The sequence below is a fragment of the Cellulomonas massiliensis JC225 genome (assembly GCF_000312005.1).
Classification (GTDB): Bacteria; Actinomycetota; Actinomycetes; order Actinomycetales; family Cellulomonadaceae; genus Cellulomonas; species Cellulomonas massiliensis.
The window spans coordinates 1,052,083-1,066,519 of sequence record NZ_HE978588.1 but is presented as its reverse complement, the minus strand read 5'-3'; the positions used below and the strand labels follow the sequence as shown (position 1 = coordinate 1,066,519).

Here is a 14,437-nt window from a genome sequence, read left to right as displayed (position 1 = left end):
CCGTACCAGGGCCCTGACCTGGGACCAGAGTCCCGGCCCCCTATGAGCCAGGTCACACTAGGAGCGCCCTTCCTCGGGTCGGACGGGCGCGGAAATACCGCCGTCGGACGACGCGGTCAAGGGCCGCACGGCCCGTCCTGAGGACACCTCCGGCGGTGGGACCTTCAGCCCCGGACGAGCCGCCTCGCGCCCTCGGCGGCCGTCGGTGACGATCGACGCATGACCGCACCCGTCGCCCGGATCGCCCGTGCCGCCGGGCAGGTGGCGCTCGGCGCCGCGCTGCTCGGCGCGGGCACCACCCACCTGACCGTCGCCCGCGAGGAGTTCCAGGCCCAGGTGCCGTCGTGGTTCCCCGCCGACGCGGACGCCGTCGTGCTCGTCTCGGGGGTCGCCGAGCTCGCGCTCGGGGCGGCGCTCGTCGGCACGTGGCGGCAGCCCGCCCGGGCGTGGGTGGGCGCCGCGGCCGCCGCGTTCTTCGTCGTCATCTTCCCGGGCAACGTGGCGCAGTACGTCGAGCACAAGGACGGGTTCGGGCTCGACACGGACACCAAGCGCGCCGTGCGCCTGCTCTTCCAGCCGGTGCTGGTCGCGGGCGCGCTGGTCGCGACGGACGCGCTGCGCACGCTGACGGCCCGCCGCCGGCGCTGACGCTCCCGCTCCGCCCTCTCCTCCGCGAGGATGCCCGGATGAAGGTCGTGCTGGCGCCGGACTCGTTCAAGGAGTCGCTGACGGCGGCGCGGGCGGCGTCCGCGATGGCGCGCGGCGTGCGCCGTGCCGTCCCCGACGCGACGTGCGTCGAGGTGCCGATGGCCGACGGGGGCGAGGGGACCACCGAGGCGCTCGTCGCGGCGCTCGGAGGCCGGATCGTCGCCGTCCCCACGCTCGATCCGCTCGGGCGTGCCGTCACGGGCGCGGTCGGCGTCGCGCCGGGCGGTGTGGCGGTGCTCGAGGTGGCGTCGGCCGTGGGTCTCGGGCTCGTGCGCCCGGACGAGCGGGACGTCCTCACCGGCACCTCACGGGGGGTCGCGGACCTCGTCCGGGCCGCGCTCGACGCGGGCGCGCGCCGGCTCCTCGTCGGGCTGGGCGGCTCGGCGACCAACGACGGGGGCGCCGGCCTGCTCGTCGGCCTCGGCGCGCGCCTGCTCGACGCCGGCGGGCGGCACGTCGACCCGAGCCCCGGTGCCCTGGGCGGGGTGGCAGCCGTCGACCTCACCGGGCTGGACCGCCGCCTGCGCGACGTGCGCGTGGAGCTCGCCTGCGACGTGACCAGCCCGCTGCTCGGGCCGTCGGGCGCCAGCGCGGTTTTCGGACCGCAGAAGGGGGCCTCGCCGCAGCAGGTGGAGGAGCTCGAGCGCGCGCTCGCCACGCTGGCCGACGCGCTGGAGCAGGCGGCGGGCCGACGCGTCCGCGACGTGCCGGGGGCGGGCGCGGCGGGCGGTCTGGGCGCGGCGTTCCTCGCTCTGGGCGCGCACCGGAGGAGCGGGGTCGAGCTCGTCGCCGACGCCGTCGGCCTGCGCGGGCACCTGCGCGACGCGGACCTGGTCCTCACCGGCGAGGGCTCGGTGGACGCCCAGACGCTCGCCGGCAAGGTCCCGGTCGGCGTCGCCGACGCGGCCGGGGACGCCGACGTCCCCGTCGTCGTCCTGGCGGGCCGCGTCGAGGCGGCCGCCGCCGAGGCGCTGCTCGCGCGCGGCGTCGCGGCGGTCGTCCCCATCTCGTCCGGCCCCGTCCCGGTGGCACGGGCCCTGCGCGAGGCGGAGCCGGACCTCGAGCGCGCCACGGCGACGACGCTGCGGCTCCTGCGGCTCGGCGCAGGGCCCGGGCGCTGAGGGCGGTGCGGGCCTAGCCTCGACGGCATGGCCCGATCGATCGCCACGACCCGCACCGTCGAGCTCGCCGAGCTGCTCGACTTCGTCCGTCCCCGCCACCACCTGCTGCTCGTCACCACGCGGCGCGACGGCCGGCCGCAGGTCTCGCCCGTCTCCGGCGGCGTCGACGACCAGGGCCGGATCGTCGTCTCCACGTACCCCGCGCGAGCCAAGACCCGCAACGCCGAGCGCGACCCCCGCGTCTCCGTCGTCGTGCTCTCGGACGAGTGGGACGGCGCCTGGGTGCAGGTCGACGGCGAGGCGGAGGTGCTGCACATGCCGGAGGCCGAGGACGCGCTCGTGGACTACTACCGCTGCATCGCCGGCGAGCACCCCGACTGGGACGAGTACCGCGCGGCCATGCGGCTCCAGGGCAAGTCGCTGATCCGCGTCACGCCGACGCGCTGGGGGCCGATCGCGACGGGTGGCTTCCCCGCCGACGTGGCCGCGCGCCTCGACGGCTGAGGCGAGAGGTCAGGGCGCGGCGGTCCCGGGCGCAGGCCACTCGACGTTGCGCTCGATCTCCGCCTGTTCCCGGTCGGCGTCCGCGCGGTCGCGGTCGCCGTGCGAGGAGGCGCGGTCCTGCGCCGCCGCCTGCCGGTCCGCCTCGGCGTACCTCCGGTCGGCCGCCGCGGCTCGGCGGTCGCGGTCGTCGCGCCGGCGGTCGTCCCGGGTCCTGTCCAGGAGGTCGATCAGCTCGTCGTGAGCCTGCTGGGCGCGCGAGTCGGCGAGCTCACGCGCGAGGACCGCCTCCTCGTACCGCGCCCGCAGGCTCTCGTCCGACGTCCCGCCACGGTCCTCGAGCTCGGTGGCGGCCCACAGCCGGTCCCGCAGCGCCTGGTCGCGCCGGCCGGCCTCGGCACTGCGCGCGGCGGCGTCCGCGTCCCGGACGGAGGCCTCGTCGTCCCGCTGGGTGGCGGCCTGGTCCCGCGCACGCGCGGTCCCGTCACGGGCGTCCGCACGATCGTCCCGCGCCTGTCCGGCCTCGGAACCCACCACGACCCGACCCTACCGAGCCGAGCCGCCGGGTGGCACCCGGCTCGACCGTCAGGCGACCTGGACCTCCTTCCAGAACGCGACGTACCCGCTGAAGTCCGCGCCGACGCGCTCGAACGCGGTCGGGTACGGCTGCGGGTAGCTCCACGCGCGGTCCTGGAGCAGGTCGTCGCCGTCGCGGACCGAGTAGTACTGGCACTCGCCCTTCCAGGGACAGGTGTACGGCGTGGGCGACTCCTCGAGCAGCTCGGTCCGCACGGAGGAGGGCGGGAAGTACACGTTGCCCTCGATGTGCAGGACGTCGGACTCCGGCGCCTCCGCGAGGACGGTCCCGTGCAGGGTGGCGGTGGGCATGGCTTCCTCCTGGGCGGACGAGGTGCGCGCCGGTCGGACGCGCCAGGTCGACGGTAAGTCCGGACCCGTCGGCCCACCACACGGCGGAACGGCCGCGGTGCGTCAGCCGTGCCCCGGCCGGAGACCACGCTCGACGAGCGCGCTGCGGGCCAGGAGCACCGCCGCGAGGACACTGCCGAGCACGCCGGCGACGAGGTCGCCGAGGGTGTCGTCGTAGCCCACGTGGATCGTCGGGTCGAGCTGCGTGTGCCCGTACCACTCGCCGACCTCCCACAGCACCGACCCGAGCGCCCCGAGCCCGACGACGAGCACGCCGACCCCCACGCGCCAGTGCGGGGCCGACGAGGGTCCGACCGCGCCCCACCGGGCGAGGGCGAGCGTCGCGACGAGCGCGACGAGGCCGGTCGCCACGGCGTGCACCGCGAGGTCGAGCCAGCCGACCGCCTCGTACCAGCCGAGCTGCGCGGCCCAGGCGGCGAACAGCAGGGTGGCCGAGTAGGCGGCGTCGAGCAGGGGCGGGACGCCGACGAGTCGCGGGACCGCCGTGCCGCCGAGCACGAGGGCGAACAGCGCGGCGCCGACCAGTCCGAACCGCCAGGTGCCGACGACGACGCTCACGACAGCCAGCACCCGCACCGCGTCCGCCAGGAGCACCCCTGCCGACCGGCGCCGGGACTCCGCCGGGTCCGCGCGCTCCCGGGGGGCCGCCGCGTCCGTCATGCCGTCTCCTCCGCGCCCTCGGGTCGGCCGTGGGTGGGACCGAGACGCCCGTGGCGGAGGTCCCATCGTCCGATGGGAGGCCCCGCCGTGCACCGCGAGCGCGTGCGCGCGCGTGCCCGCACGGTCCGAGCGTGTGGTGCTCGTCGGGGCGGCGCGGCGTACCGTGGAGGATGCGCTCGCGGGGGGAGCGGGCCCGGCGACGAGTCGTGGCCGTCATGTGCGCGGCGGTCGTGCTGGGCATCGGCGCCTGCACGACGCCGCCGGAGCCCTCACCGACTCCGCCGTCCGTCGGCCCGTCGCCCGACCCGGAGGACGCGTGGCGCCCGGCGTTCCACTACGCGCCGCCGACGGGCCGGCTCGCCGATCCGAACGGCCTCGTCTGGTACGACGACGAGTGGCACCTGTTCCACCAGGCCGACGGGACGTGGGCGCACGCCGTGAGCGCCGACCTCGTGCACTGGCAGACGCTGCCGACCGCGCTCGAGCACGACGAGCTCGGCCTCGCGATGTCGGGCAGCGCCGTCGTCGACGGGGCGAACACCAGCGGTCTGCTGCCCGGCGGAGGACTGGCGGCGCTGTACACGAGCACCGCCGGAGGAGAGGCGCAGAGCCTGGCGACGTCGTCGGACCGGGGACGCACGTGGACGCGGTACGACGGCAACCCCGTGATCCCGAACGACGGACGGGCCGACTTCCGCGACCCGAAGGTGTTCTGGCACGCGCCGACGCGCCGGTGGGTCATGGTCGTCTCGGTGGGGGACGCCGTGGAGCTGTTCGCGTCCACCGATCTGCGGCACTGGTCGTTCCTCTCGCGGTTCGGGGACGGGCAAGGGCTGCACACCGCCGTCTGGGAGTGCCCCGACCTGTTCCCCCTGCCGGTCGACGGGGGTGACGACGTCGCGTGGGTGCTGACCGTGAGCGTCGGGGACAGCCCGGAGACGAGCGGCTCGACGGCTCAGTACTTCGTCGGCGACTTCGACGGCACGACGTTCACCCGGCGGGGGCCGGCCGACCTGGTGCAGGTGACCGACGTGGGTCAGGACTTCTACGCGGCCCAGACCTGGGAGAACGCACCCGACGGGCGTCGTCTCTGGCTCGGGTGGGCCGGCAACTGGCGTGCGCCGTACTCGGCGCCGACCGTCGGGTGGCAGGGGCAGATGTCGGTCCCGCGCGAGCTCGCCCTGCGCACGGTCGACGGGCTGCCTCGGCTCGTGCAGACGCCCGCCGCCGAGCTCGAGACTCTGTGGGGCAGCCCGACCACCTGGCGGCCTCGCTCCGTCGACGGGACGTGGGCGGTCGACTGGCGCGGGACCGCGTACGAGCTCGACGCGGAGCTGGACGTCGGCACCGCCCGCGAGGTGGCCGTGCACGTGCGCACCGGTGACGGCGCCCGCGGGGGCGTCGCGATCGGCGTCACGAGCGGCGACGACCCGCAGCTCTTCGTCGACCGGTCGGGGGCCGGCAGTCCCGTGATCGGGGCGCGCGACGGCTCCGGCCCCGCTCTCGTGCCACGCCGCACGACCGGCTACCGACCCGTCGATGGCGTGGTGCACCTGCGGGTGCTCGTCGATGCCTCGACCGTGGAGGCGTTCGTTGACGACGGCGCGCTGGTCGCGACGAGTCTCGTGTACCCCCCGGAAGGGGCGAACGGCATCGCGGTGTCCGCGGTCGGCGGCGCGGCGACGGTCCGGTCCCTGACGGTGCGGCCGCTGCGCTCCCCGTGACCGCGATGACGCGAGGCCGCGCCCCCGCACGGGTCGCGGCCTCGCGCCGGTCGGGGAGGCGGTCAGGCCGCCGTCGCGGCTCCCGTCATGATGGCGACCGCCTCGTTCGGCGTGTGGGTCTCCGGTGTGACGACCGCCGCCCGCCGTCCGAGGCGCTGGATGTGGATCCGGTCGGCGACCTCGAACACGTGGGGCATGTTGTGGCTGATCAGGATGACCGGCAGGCCCCGCTCGCGCAGGTCCTTGACGAGCTGCAGCACCTGGTTGGACTCCCGCACCCCGAGGGCGGCGGTGGGCTCGTCCAGGATCACCATCTTCGACCCGAAGGCGGCGGCGCGCGCGACCGCCACGGCCTGCCGCTGGCCGCCGGACAACGTCTCGACCGGCTGGGTGACGTCCTGCAGGGTCGTGATGCCGAGGTCGCGCACGGCTTGGCGTGCGGACTCCCGCATCCCGCGGTGGTCGAGCCGCCGCAGGAGGGAGCCCTGCCAACCCGGCCACCGCCGCTCCCGGCCGAGGTAGAGGTTGCTGGCGATGTCGAGAGCGGGCGACACGGCCAGGTTCTGGTAGACGGTCTCGATGCCGGCGGCCCTGGCGTCCTGCGGTCGGTCGAACGTGACCGGCCGCCCGTCCAGCAGCAGCTCGCCCCGGTCCGGGCGCAGCGCGCCGGACAGGCACTTGATCAGGGTCGACTTGCCCGCCCCGTTGTCGCCGATCACGGCCAGGACCTCGCCCGGGTACAGGTCCAGGTCGACGCCGTCGAGCCCGACCACCCGGCCGAACGTCTTCACGAGGCCCCGCGCCTGGAGCACGGGTGTCTGGGTGGTGTTCATCCTCGCCCCCTGCGGATCCACTGGTCGACAGAGACGGCCACGATGACGAGGACGCCGACCGTGAGCGTCTGGTAGAGCACGTCGAAGCCCGCGAGCGACAGCCCGTTGCGGAACACCCCGACGATGAGGGCGCCGAGCAGGCTCCCCCAGATCGCACCGCGACCTCCGAACAGGCTCGTGCCGCCGATCACGACGGCGGTGATCGAGTCGAGGTTCGCGTCGGCGCCCGCGTTCGGGCTGGCGGCGTTGATCCGCCCGATCAGGATCCAGCCGGCGACGGCGAACACGGCGCCGGCCGTGACGTACACGCTCAGCAGCACGCGGGAGACCGCGATGCCCGCGAGCCGCGCGGCATCCTTGTCGTCACCGACGGCGTAGACGTGCCGCCCCCACGAGGTCTGGGACAGCACGTAGGCGAGGACCGCGTAGAGCGCGAGCATCAGCAGGACGCCGACGGTCACGCGCACCCCACCCACGGAGAACGTCGTGCCGGTCCACGTCAGGAGCGCGGGCATCTCCCGGCCACGGACCGTCGCGCCCTTGGAGTACAGCAGGGTGAGCGCCACGAAGATGTTCAGGGTGCCGAGCGTGACGATGAACGGCGGCAGCTTGACCTTGGTCACCAGGAGCCCGTTGACGAGCCCGGCGCCGAGGCCCACCAGCAGCCCCAGGAGCAGGGCCACCGCGGCGGGCACGCCGTTCGCCGTGGCGGTCTGGGCGCTGACCATCGAGGAGAGCACCATGACGGCCCCGACCGACAGGTCGATCCCGGCCGTCAGGATGATGAGCGTCTGACCGGCGGCGAGCGCGCCGACGACGGCGACCTGCTGGACGACCAGCGAGAGGTTCGCGGGCGCCAGGAACCGGTCGTTGAGGATCCCGAAGAAGACGACCGACAGCACGAGCACGAGTGCGGGCGACAGCGCCGGGTAGCGACGCAGCAGGGCATGGACGCGGCGGCCGGGGGTCTGCCGGTCGAGGAACTCCTCGGCCGGGTCCACCTCGGGCGGCACGGTGGCGGCGGTGGTCATCGTCAGCCCCAGCAGACCTTCTGCGCCTCGTCGGTCGTGATCGACTCGACGCCGTCGGCGGGCTGGTCCGTGACCAGAGCGACGCCGGTGTCGAAGAAGTCGAGGCCGGCGGACGTGGACGGCTTGGTGCCCGTGCGCGCGAGGTCCGCGATCGCCTTGACGCCTTCCTCGGCCATCCTCACCGGGTACTGCTGCGACGTCGCGCCGATGACCCCGTCGGCCACGTACCCGACGCCGGCGCACCCGCCGTCGACCGACACGATCGTGACCCCCGACTCCTTGCCCGCGCTCGTGAGCGCCTGGTGGGCACCATAGGCGGCCGGCTCGTTGATCGTGTACACGAGGTTGATGTCGGGGTTCTTGGACAGGCACGTCTCCATCGCCGAGGTCCCCCCGTCCTCGGCCCCGTTCGTCGCCTCGTTGCAGACGATCTCGTACTGCCCGCCGCTGTAGCTGCCGGTCGGTGCCTCGTCGCCGTTCGCGTTCTCGTCCGCGACGTCGATGCCCATGCCCTGCAGGAAGCCCTGGTCGCGGTCGTAGTCGACGGACACGACCTTGTCGTCGAAGAGGTCCAGCAGTGCGATCGTCGCCTTCTCGCCGTCGAGGTGCGCGGCGGCCCACTCGCCGATCCGGCGGCCCGCGTCGCGGTTGTCCGTCGCGAAGGTGATGTCGACGGCGTCCGCCGGGTCGGGCGGGGTGTCGAGGGCGATCACGTACAGGCCCGCGTCGCGCGCCCGGTCGATCGCGTCCACGACCGCGGGGCCGTTGGGCGTGATGAGGATGCCCTGCTGCCCCTGCGAGATCGCGTTCTCGATCGCCTGGATCTGGCTGTCCTCGTCCCCGTCCTCCTTGCCGGCGGCCAGGGTGAGGTCGACGTCCGCCGCCTCGGCCGCGGCCTTCGCGCCCTCCTGCATCGCGACGAAGAACGGGTTGGTCGTCGTCTTGACGATCAGCGAGACCCCGACGGGCTCGTCGGCGCCGACCGTCGGCGCGCCGCCCGTTTGGCCGCCGGACGAGCAGCCGCTGACGAGGAGACCTGCGGCGGCGAGAGCTGTCGTGGCCGTCGCGAAGCGGGGCAGACGTGTGCGGACGTGTGTCATGGCGGTTCCCCTCTACCGGCGTCGTCGCGCCGTCGCGACAACGTTGTCGCGCCATGTCTAGGTGAGGGGAGTCACAGACGTCAAGAGCCCGGGACCACCGGCCCACATCACGATTTGGCAACGTTGTCGCGCACCGGCCAGCGGGGATGGCCCGCCGTGCGCGCGTTCCTGCAGGTGGCAGGGGGTGGCCAGTGCGCCGTCGGGGAACGGCTGTCAGGGAGCCGGTGACTGCGCCGGCGCGATCTCCCCGGAGCCGCGGACCACGAACGTCGTCGGCAGGACGATGCGCGCGGCGGGGGCGTCGAGGCCGCCGATCCGCTCGAACAGTCGTTCCGCGGCCGCGCGGCCGATCGCCCGTGGGTCCTGGGCGACGACGGTCACGGCCGGCACGACGAGGTCGGCCAGCGGGAAGTCGTCGAAGCCGACCAGGGCCACGCGGCCGTCCAGGCCCAGGTCCCGCAGGGCGCGCATGAGGCCGATGGTGATCGTGTTCTGGCTCGCGAAGAAGGCCGTCGGGCGGCCCGGCCCCGCCAGGAGGTCCGACGCCGCGCGCCGAGCGGCCTCCGCGTCGTGCAGGTCGGTGCGGACGAGAGCGGAGTCCACCGCGATGCCGCGACCCCGGAGCGCGGCCTCGTACCCCGCGTGGCGATCGCGCGCGGTCGTGATCGTCGACAGGTCGCCCAGGTACGCGACCCGGGAGTGCCCGTGATCGAGCAGGTGCTCGGTCGCGCGCCGCGCACCCGCGATGTTGTCCACCACGACGGTGTCGAGCTCCAGGCCGTGCGCCGTCCGGTCGATGCCGACGACGGGTGTGCCGTCGCGCAGCTCGGCGGCCAGGTAGCCCTGGTCGTCCGCCGTGGGCGTGAGCACCAGGCCGTCGACGCGCCGTGCGATGAGCGCCTCGACGAGGGGTCGCTCGCGCTGCGGGTCGTCGTCGGTGCTGGCGCTGAAGACCGCGAAGCCGCGCTCCTCCGCGACGTCCTGCACGGCGCGGTGCACCGCGGACGCGAACGGGTTGTCGACGCTCGAGAGGACGACCCCGAGGCTGTGCGACCGACGCAGGTTCTGCCGGAGGTTCCGCGCCGCCGGATCGGGCTGGTAGCGCAGCTCCCTCGCGGCCATGAGCACCGCCTCGCGCTTCTCCTCCGACACGCGGCCGTTCGGGTCGAACACGCGGCTGACCGTCTTGAAGCTGACGCCCGCCCGAGCGGCCACGTCCCGCATCGTGGGGCGGCGACGGACCGACCGGTGGGGCCGGCCGGCAGCCTCGCCACCCGCCGTCGCCATGACGGCGACCCTAGCGGAGGCCCCCGCGCTCGACCCGCGAGCGCGTCGACGCGCGTGCTTGACGGCGCCCGCACCCATCCAGTTCTATGCGTTCAATCGATTTACCACTCACGACGAAGTGAGGCTCTTCCATGGCTCGGGTGCGCATCTCGGACGTCGCGACGGCCGCCGGCGTCTCGACGGCGACCGTGTCGCTCGTGCTGAACGAGCGCGACGTCCGCATCCCGGCCGAGACGCGCGAGCGGGTCCGGCGCGCCGCCGCGGAGATCGGCTACACGCCCAACTCGGTGGCGCGGGGCCTGCGTCTGCAGCGCACCCGGACCATCGGGCTGATCTCGGACCAGATCGCCACGACCCCCTTCGCGGGCCGGATGCTCGCGGGCGCCCAGGACGTCGCGCGGGAGCACGGCTACCTCGTGTTCCTCGTGGACACCGGGGCCGACAGCGACGTCGAGTCCCGGGCCATCGCCGCGCTCGCCGCCCAGCAGGTCGACGCGATGATCTACGCCGCGATGTGGCACCGGGTCCTCGAGGAGGTCCCGGCCGGCCTGCCGTCGAGGACGGTGTTCCTCGACTGCCGCCCGGCAGGCGGCGGCTTCCCGGCCGTGGTCCCCGACGACTACGCCGGCGGTGTGGCGGCGACGCGCGAGCTCGTGGCCGCCGGGCACACGCGGATCGCGTACGTCGACGTGGACGAGCCGGAGAAGCCCATCGCCGCGGGCCTGCGTCACCAGGCCTACGTCGACACGCTGCGCGCGGCCGGCCTGGAGCCGGACCCGGCGCTGCACCGGCACGCCCGCACGTCGGCCGGCGGACGGGAGGCGGCCGAGGCGCTGCTGGACCTGCCCCCGGGGCGTCGCCCGACAGCCCTGTTCTGCTTCAACGACCGGGTGGCGGTCGGCGCCTACGTCGCCGCGCACCGCCGGGGCATGGACGTGCCCCGTGACCTGTCGGTGGTCGGGTACGACGACCAGCAGCTGGTCGCGTCCGAGCTCGACCCTCCGCTGACCACCGTCGCGCTGCCGCACTACGACATGGGGCGATGGGCGATGGAGGTCGTGGTCGGCGCCCGCCCCGCACCCGGGGACGGCGCCGCCCACCTCATGCCGTGCCCGATCGTCCGCCGGGCCTCGGTGGGCCCGCCGCCGACCTCAGTGACACCTGGGGCCGGCGACGGGCGCTAGGCAACCCCCACGACCGCCGGTCAGGGCGGTCACAGAGCGGTGCCCGACGGGCTAGGTCGGTCACCAGGAGAGGAACCCCGAGATGAAGCGCAGATCCCTCGCCGCGATGGTAGCGGCGACCACAGTGACCGTCATGGGCCTGGCCGCGTGCGGCCAGGCCGGTCAGGACGACGCGGCCGGTGACGGTCCGACCACGGTGACGATGTGGACCCACTCGGCCGGCAACCCGGCCGAGCTGGCGGTCTACCAGCAGATCATCAGCGACTTCAACGCCTCGCAGGACGACTACGAGGTGGCGGAGGAGTCGTTCCCGCAGGGCGCGTACAACGACGCCATCGTCGCCGCCGCGGCGTCGGGCGACCTGCCGTGCCTGCTCGACATGGACGGGCCCATCGTCCCCAACTGGGCGTGGGCGAAGTACATCCAGCCGCTCGGGATCTCGTCGGAGATCACCGACAGCCTGCTGCCCACCGCGGTCGGCACCTACAAGGACGAGATCTACTCGGCCGGGTACTGGGACGCCGCGCTGTCGGTGTTCGCCCGCCGCTCGGTGCTGGAGAAGAACGACATCCGCATCCCGACGGTCGACCAGCCGTGGAGCGTCGAGGAGTTCACCGCCGCGCTCGAGACGCTGAAGGCGGCCGGCTACGACACCCCGCTCGACATCGGCGCCGAGGACACCGGGGAGTGGTGGTCGTACGCGTACTCACCGATGCTGCAGTCCGCCGGGGGCGACCTCATCGACCGCGACACGATGCTGTCGGCGGACGGCCGGCTGAACGGCCCCGGCGCGGTCGCCTTCTTCACCTGGTTCCAGGACGCGTTCGCGCGCGGCCTGACGTCGAACAGCGGGACGATCGGCAACCAGGAGTTCAACGACGACGAGGTGGCCCTGAGCTACACCGGGGTCTGGAACGCGCTCGAGTCGCTGCAGACCGTCGGCGACGACCTGCTGATCCTCCCTCCGCCGGACTTCGGCCAGGGCCCCAGGATCGGCGGCGGCTCCTGGCAGTGGGGCATCTCGACCGGGTGCTCGGAGGCGCAGGCCGCCGGTGCGCGCGCCTACCTGGAGTTCAGCTTCAAGGACGAGTACCTCGTCGCCTTCAGCGACGGTCAGGTGGTCATCCCGGCGACCGAGTCCGCGCTCGGGGCGTCGAAGTACTTCGCTGAGGACGGCGACCTGCGCCCGTTCGTCGAGCTGTCCCAGGAGCTCGCCCTCGCCCGGCCCGCCACCCCGGCGTACCCGGTGATCTCGAGCACGTTCGAGAAGGCGGCCAAGGACATCATGAACGGCGCCGACGTGCAGTCGACGCTGGACGGTGCGGTCAGCGAGATCGACACCAACATCCAGTCGAACGACGGCTACGGCTTCTGAGCCGGCCAGCCCGGCCGGGGCTCCGTCGGTCCTCGACGGAGCCCCGGCCGGGCCGAACCCCTACGGACACGCCATGAACACATCCACGCTGGGGTCCCCCAGCCCTGCCGTCCGCGAGCGCGCGAACCCGCCGCGGCGACCACGCTCGCAGCGACGGCGCGAAGGCCGAGCCGGCCTGTCGATGGCCGCACCGGCCGTCGTGCTGCTCGTGCTCTTCCTCGTCGTCCCCGTCCTGCTCGCGTTCGTGCTCTCGTTCACGAACGCCCGGCTGATCTCACCGAACCCGCCGCGGTTCGTCGGGCTCGAGAACTTCGTCCGGGCCTTCACGTCGGACCCCGTCTTCCTGCGCTCGGTCCTCAACACGTTCCTGTTCGCCGTCGTCGTGGTGCCGGTCCAGGCGGGCTTCGGTCTCCTGCTCGCCGTCCTGGTCAACCAGCGCCTGCGCGGGGTGACGTGGTTCCGGGTCGTCTACTTCGTGCCCGTCGTGACGTCGATCGTCGTCGTCTCGATCCTGTGGAAGTTCATGTACCAGCCCGACGGGCTCATCAACTCGTTCATCGACACGGTGACCTTCGGTGCGTGGCAGGGGCAGGCCTGGCTGAACGACCCCGACACCGCGCTCGGCGCGATCATCGTGCTCTCGATCTGGCAGGCCGTCGGGTTCCACATGCTCATCTGGCTGTCCGGGCTGCAGACGATCCCCGAGGAGCTCTACGAGGCCGCGCGCATGGACGGCGCCACCCCGTGGCAGCAGTTCACGCACGTCACCTGGCCCGGTCTGCGGTCGACGACGGTGTTCGTGCTCGTCACCATCACGATCGCCGCGCTCGGCCTGTTCGTCCAGATCGACGTCATGACGCAGGGCGGCCCCGTGAACTCGACGTCCACGATCGTCTACCACGCCGTGCGCAAGGGCTACCGGGAGCAGGAGACCGGCTACGGCGCGGCGATCTCCCTGATCTTCTTCGTCCTGGTCCTGGTCATCGCCCTCGTCCAGCGCGCCCTCACGCGGGAGAAGGACAGCTGATGGCCACCGTCACCGCACCCACCGCCGCCCCGGCCCGCCGCGCCGCGGAGCCGAGCGAGCGCAGGCTCCGCCGGCGCCGGCGCACGTGGTCCTACCTCGCCATGTCGGCCCTGGCGGTCTTCTTCCTGTTCCCGCTCGTGTTCATGGTGGTCTCCAGCCTGAAGCCGGACAGCCAGATCCTGTCGGACACCGACTCGTGGCGCGCGTTCCTGCCGGTCGGGGACATCAGCCTGCAGAACTACGCCGACGTCTTCGACCGCGTCCCCGTCGGGCGGTTCATGCTCAACTCGGTGATCGTCACGACGGCGATCGTGGTGCTGGGGCTGTTCGTCAACAGCCTGTGCGGCTTCGCCCTGTCGCGGCTGCGCTGGCGAGGCCGCGGTCTCGTGCTGAGCGTCGTCATCGCCACGCTCATCGTGCCCTTCGAGACGATCGCGGTGCCGATGGTCTACTGGGTCTCGAAGCTGCCGACCCTGGTCTTCGAGAACGGTGTGCCGAAGTACGACTTCGGGTGGCTCAACACCTACCAGGTGCAGATCGTCCCGTTCATCGCGAACGCGTTCTCGATCTTCCTGTTCACGCAGTACTTCTCGACCATCCCACGGTCGCTGGACGAGGCAGCCCGCATCGACGGCGCCGGCTGGTTCACGATCTACCGCCGGATCGTCGTGCCCCTGGCAGGCCCGGCGTTCGCGACCGTGGCGATCCTGACCTTCCTGCCGGCGTGGAACTCCTACCTGTGGCCGTTGATGACGGTGCAGCAGGAGTCGCTGCGGCCGGTGATGGTCGGGATGCAGTACTTCTTCCAGCTCAACACCGCGTGGGGCGAGATCATGGCCTACACCTCGATGATCACCGTCCCGGTGCTCGTGGTGTTCCTCGCCTTCCAGCGCGCATTCGTCAGCAGCGTCGCCGCGAGCGGCGTCAAGGGGTGAGGA

The 14,437-nt window shown here is 73.4% G+C and carries 15 protein-coding genes; 8 read left to right on the top strand and 7 right to left on the bottom strand.

The genetic code is table 11. From position 1 onward, the window contains the following. The first annotated feature begins 219 nt into the window (after window positions 1–219). Genes HGCM_RS05090 through HGCM_RS05080 form a run of 3 tightly spaced genes read left to right on the top strand, consistent with a single transcriptional unit; the run spans window position 220 to window position 2,333 of the window. Window positions 220–648, top strand: a complete 429-nt coding sequence (locus tag HGCM_RS05090; protein ID WP_019135795.1) for a DoxX family protein — start codon at window positions 220–222, stop codon at window positions 646–648. A 38-nt stretch (window positions 649–686) separates the two neighbouring features. Then, complete coding sequence (locus tag HGCM_RS05085) at window positions 687–1,829, top strand: glycerate kinase (RefSeq protein ID WP_019135794.1); 1,143 nt, start codon at window positions 687–689, stop codon at window positions 1,827–1,829. A gap of 27 nt (window positions 1,830–1,856) precedes the next feature. After that, window positions 1,857–2,333 carry a PPOX class F420-dependent oxidoreductase gene (locus tag HGCM_RS05080; protein WP_019135793.1) on the top strand — a complete coding sequence of 159 codons (477 nt, stop codon included), beginning with the start codon at window positions 1,857–1,859 and terminating at the stop codon, window positions 2,331–2,333. A gap of 9 nt (window positions 2,334–2,342) precedes the next feature. Here HGCM_RS05080 and HGCM_RS05075 read toward each other — a convergent pair whose 3' ends face one another. From HGCM_RS05075 to HGCM_RS16950, 3 genes are all read right to left on the bottom strand, one after another. Then, entirely contained in the window at window positions 2,343–2,867 is a 525-nt protein-coding gene (locus HGCM_RS05075) for a hypothetical protein (RefSeq protein WP_019135792.1), read from the bottom strand. A gap of 48 nt (window positions 2,868–2,915) precedes the next feature. Continuing rightward, entirely contained in the window at window positions 2,916–3,218 is a 303-nt protein-coding gene (locus HGCM_RS05070; RefSeq protein WP_019135791.1) for a DUF427 domain-containing protein, read from the bottom strand. A gap of 102 nt (window positions 3,219–3,320) precedes the next feature. Then, a complete protein-coding gene (locus tag HGCM_RS16950; protein WP_019135790.1) occupies window positions 3,321–3,938 on the bottom strand; it encodes a DUF2238 domain-containing protein in 618 nt (205 codons plus the stop codon). 215 nt (window positions 3,939–4,153) lie between these two features. Here HGCM_RS16950 and HGCM_RS05060 point away from each other — a divergent pair, with 215 nt between their 5' ends. Next, the gene (locus HGCM_RS05060; protein WP_246119489.1) at window positions 4,154–5,662 is read left to right on the top strand and encodes a glycoside hydrolase family 32 protein; all 1,509 of its coding nucleotides are present in this window, start codon (window positions 4,154–4,156) and stop codon (window positions 5,660–5,662) included. Between the two features lie 62 nt (window positions 5,663–5,724). Here HGCM_RS05060 and HGCM_RS05055 read toward each other — a convergent pair whose 3' ends face one another. The 4 genes from HGCM_RS05055 to HGCM_RS05040 form a co-directional block, all read right to left on the bottom strand. Beyond that, window positions 5,725–6,495 carry an ATP-binding cassette domain-containing protein gene (locus HGCM_RS05055; RefSeq protein WP_051016038.1) on the bottom strand — a complete coding sequence of 257 codons (771 nt, stop codon included), beginning with the start codon at window positions 6,493–6,495 and terminating at the stop codon, window positions 5,725–5,727. Continuing rightward, window positions 6,492–7,526 (bottom strand): ABC transporter permease, encoded by a 1,035-nt coding sequence (locus HGCM_RS05050; protein WP_019135787.1) that lies wholly within the window; start codon window positions 7,524–7,526, stop codon window positions 6,492–6,494. Before HGCM_RS05050 ends, HGCM_RS05055 begins: the two co-directional genes overlap by 4 nt. A 2-nt stretch (window positions 7,527–7,528) precedes the next feature. After that, a complete protein-coding gene (locus HGCM_RS05045) occupies window positions 7,529–8,626 on the bottom strand; it encodes a substrate-binding domain-containing protein (RefSeq protein ID WP_019135786.1) in 1,098 nt (365 codons plus the stop codon). 213 nt (window positions 8,627–8,839) lie between these two features. Then, window positions 8,840–9,850 (bottom strand): LacI family DNA-binding transcriptional regulator, encoded by a 1,011-nt coding sequence (locus HGCM_RS05040; protein ID WP_040399450.1) that lies wholly within the window; start codon window positions 9,848–9,850, stop codon window positions 8,840–8,842. 194 nt (window positions 9,851–10,044) lie between these two features. On the opposite strand from HGCM_RS05040, the gene HGCM_RS05035 reads away from it, so the two are divergent. The 4 genes from HGCM_RS05035 (at window position 10,045) to HGCM_RS05020 (ending at window position 14,434) form a co-directional block, all read left to right on the top strand. Beyond that, the gene (locus HGCM_RS05035; protein ID WP_040398931.1) at window positions 10,045–11,097 is read left to right on the top strand and encodes a LacI family DNA-binding transcriptional regulator; all 1,053 of its coding nucleotides are present in this window, start codon (window positions 10,045–10,047) and stop codon (window positions 11,095–11,097) included. Between the two features lie 82 nt (window positions 11,098–11,179). Continuing rightward, window positions 11,180–12,472 carry a sugar ABC transporter substrate-binding protein gene (locus tag HGCM_RS05030; protein ID WP_026075270.1) on the top strand — a complete coding sequence of 431 codons (1,293 nt, stop codon included), beginning with the start codon at window positions 11,180–11,182 and terminating at the stop codon, window positions 12,470–12,472. Window positions 12,473–12,653: 181 nt separating this feature from the next. After that, a complete protein-coding gene (locus tag HGCM_RS05025; RefSeq protein WP_019135782.1) occupies window positions 12,654–13,499 on the top strand; it encodes a carbohydrate ABC transporter permease in 846 nt (281 codons plus the stop codon). Further along, complete coding sequence (locus HGCM_RS05020; protein ID WP_019135781.1) at window positions 13,499–14,434, top strand: carbohydrate ABC transporter permease; 936 nt, start codon at window positions 13,499–13,501, stop codon at window positions 14,432–14,434. The genes HGCM_RS05025 and HGCM_RS05020 overlap by 1 nt, the downstream gene beginning before the upstream one ends. The last annotated feature ends 3 nt before the right edge of the window (window positions 14,435–14,437 follow it).

Coding starts and splice junctions, on each gene's coding strand:
- HGCM_RS05090 (WP_019135795.1), top strand. CDS start 220: ATGACCGCACCCGTCGCCCGGATCGCCCGTGCCGCCGGGCAGGTGGCG.
- HGCM_RS05080 (WP_019135793.1), top strand. CDS start 1,857: ATGGCCCGATCGATCGCCACGACCCGCACCGTCGAGCTCGCCGAGCTG.
- HGCM_RS05070 (WP_019135791.1), bottom strand. CDS start 3,218: ATGCCCACCGCCACCCTGCACGGGACCGTCCTCGCGGAGGCGCCGGAG.
- HGCM_RS05060 (WP_246119489.1), top strand. CDS start 4,154: ATGTGCGCGGCGGTCGTGCTGGGCATCGGCGCCTGCACGACGCCGCCG.
- HGCM_RS16950 (WP_019135790.1), bottom strand. CDS start 3,938: ATGACGGACGCGGCGGCCCCCCGGGAGCGCGCGGACCCGGCGGAGTCC.
- HGCM_RS05085 (WP_019135794.1), top strand. CDS start 687: ATGAAGGTCGTGCTGGCGCCGGACTCGTTCAAGGAGTCGCTGACGGCG.
- HGCM_RS05055 (WP_051016038.1), bottom strand. CDS start 6,495: ATGAACACCACCCAGACACCCGTGCTCCAGGCGCGGGGCCTCGTGAAG.
- HGCM_RS05045 (WP_019135786.1), bottom strand. CDS start 8,626: ATGACACACGTCCGCACACGTCTGCCCCGCTTCGCGACGGCCACGACA.
- HGCM_RS05040 (WP_040399450.1), bottom strand. CDS start 9,850: ATGCGGGACGTGGCCGCTCGGGCGGGCGTCAGCTTCAAGACGGTCAGC.
- HGCM_RS05030 (WP_026075270.1), top strand. CDS start 11,180: ATGAAGCGCAGATCCCTCGCCGCGATGGTAGCGGCGACCACAGTGACC.
- HGCM_RS05035 (WP_040398931.1), top strand. CDS start 10,045: ATGGCTCGGGTGCGCATCTCGGACGTCGCGACGGCCGCCGGCGTCTCG.
- HGCM_RS05050 (WP_019135787.1), bottom strand. CDS start 7,526: ATGACCACCGCCGCCACCGTGCCGCCCGAGGTGGACCCGGCCGAGGAG.
- HGCM_RS05020 (WP_019135781.1), top strand. CDS start 13,499: ATGGCCACCGTCACCGCACCCACCGCCGCCCCGGCCCGCCGCGCCGCG.
- HGCM_RS05025 (WP_019135782.1), top strand. CDS start 12,654: ATGGCCGCACCGGCCGTCGTGCTGCTCGTGCTCTTCCTCGTCGTCCCC.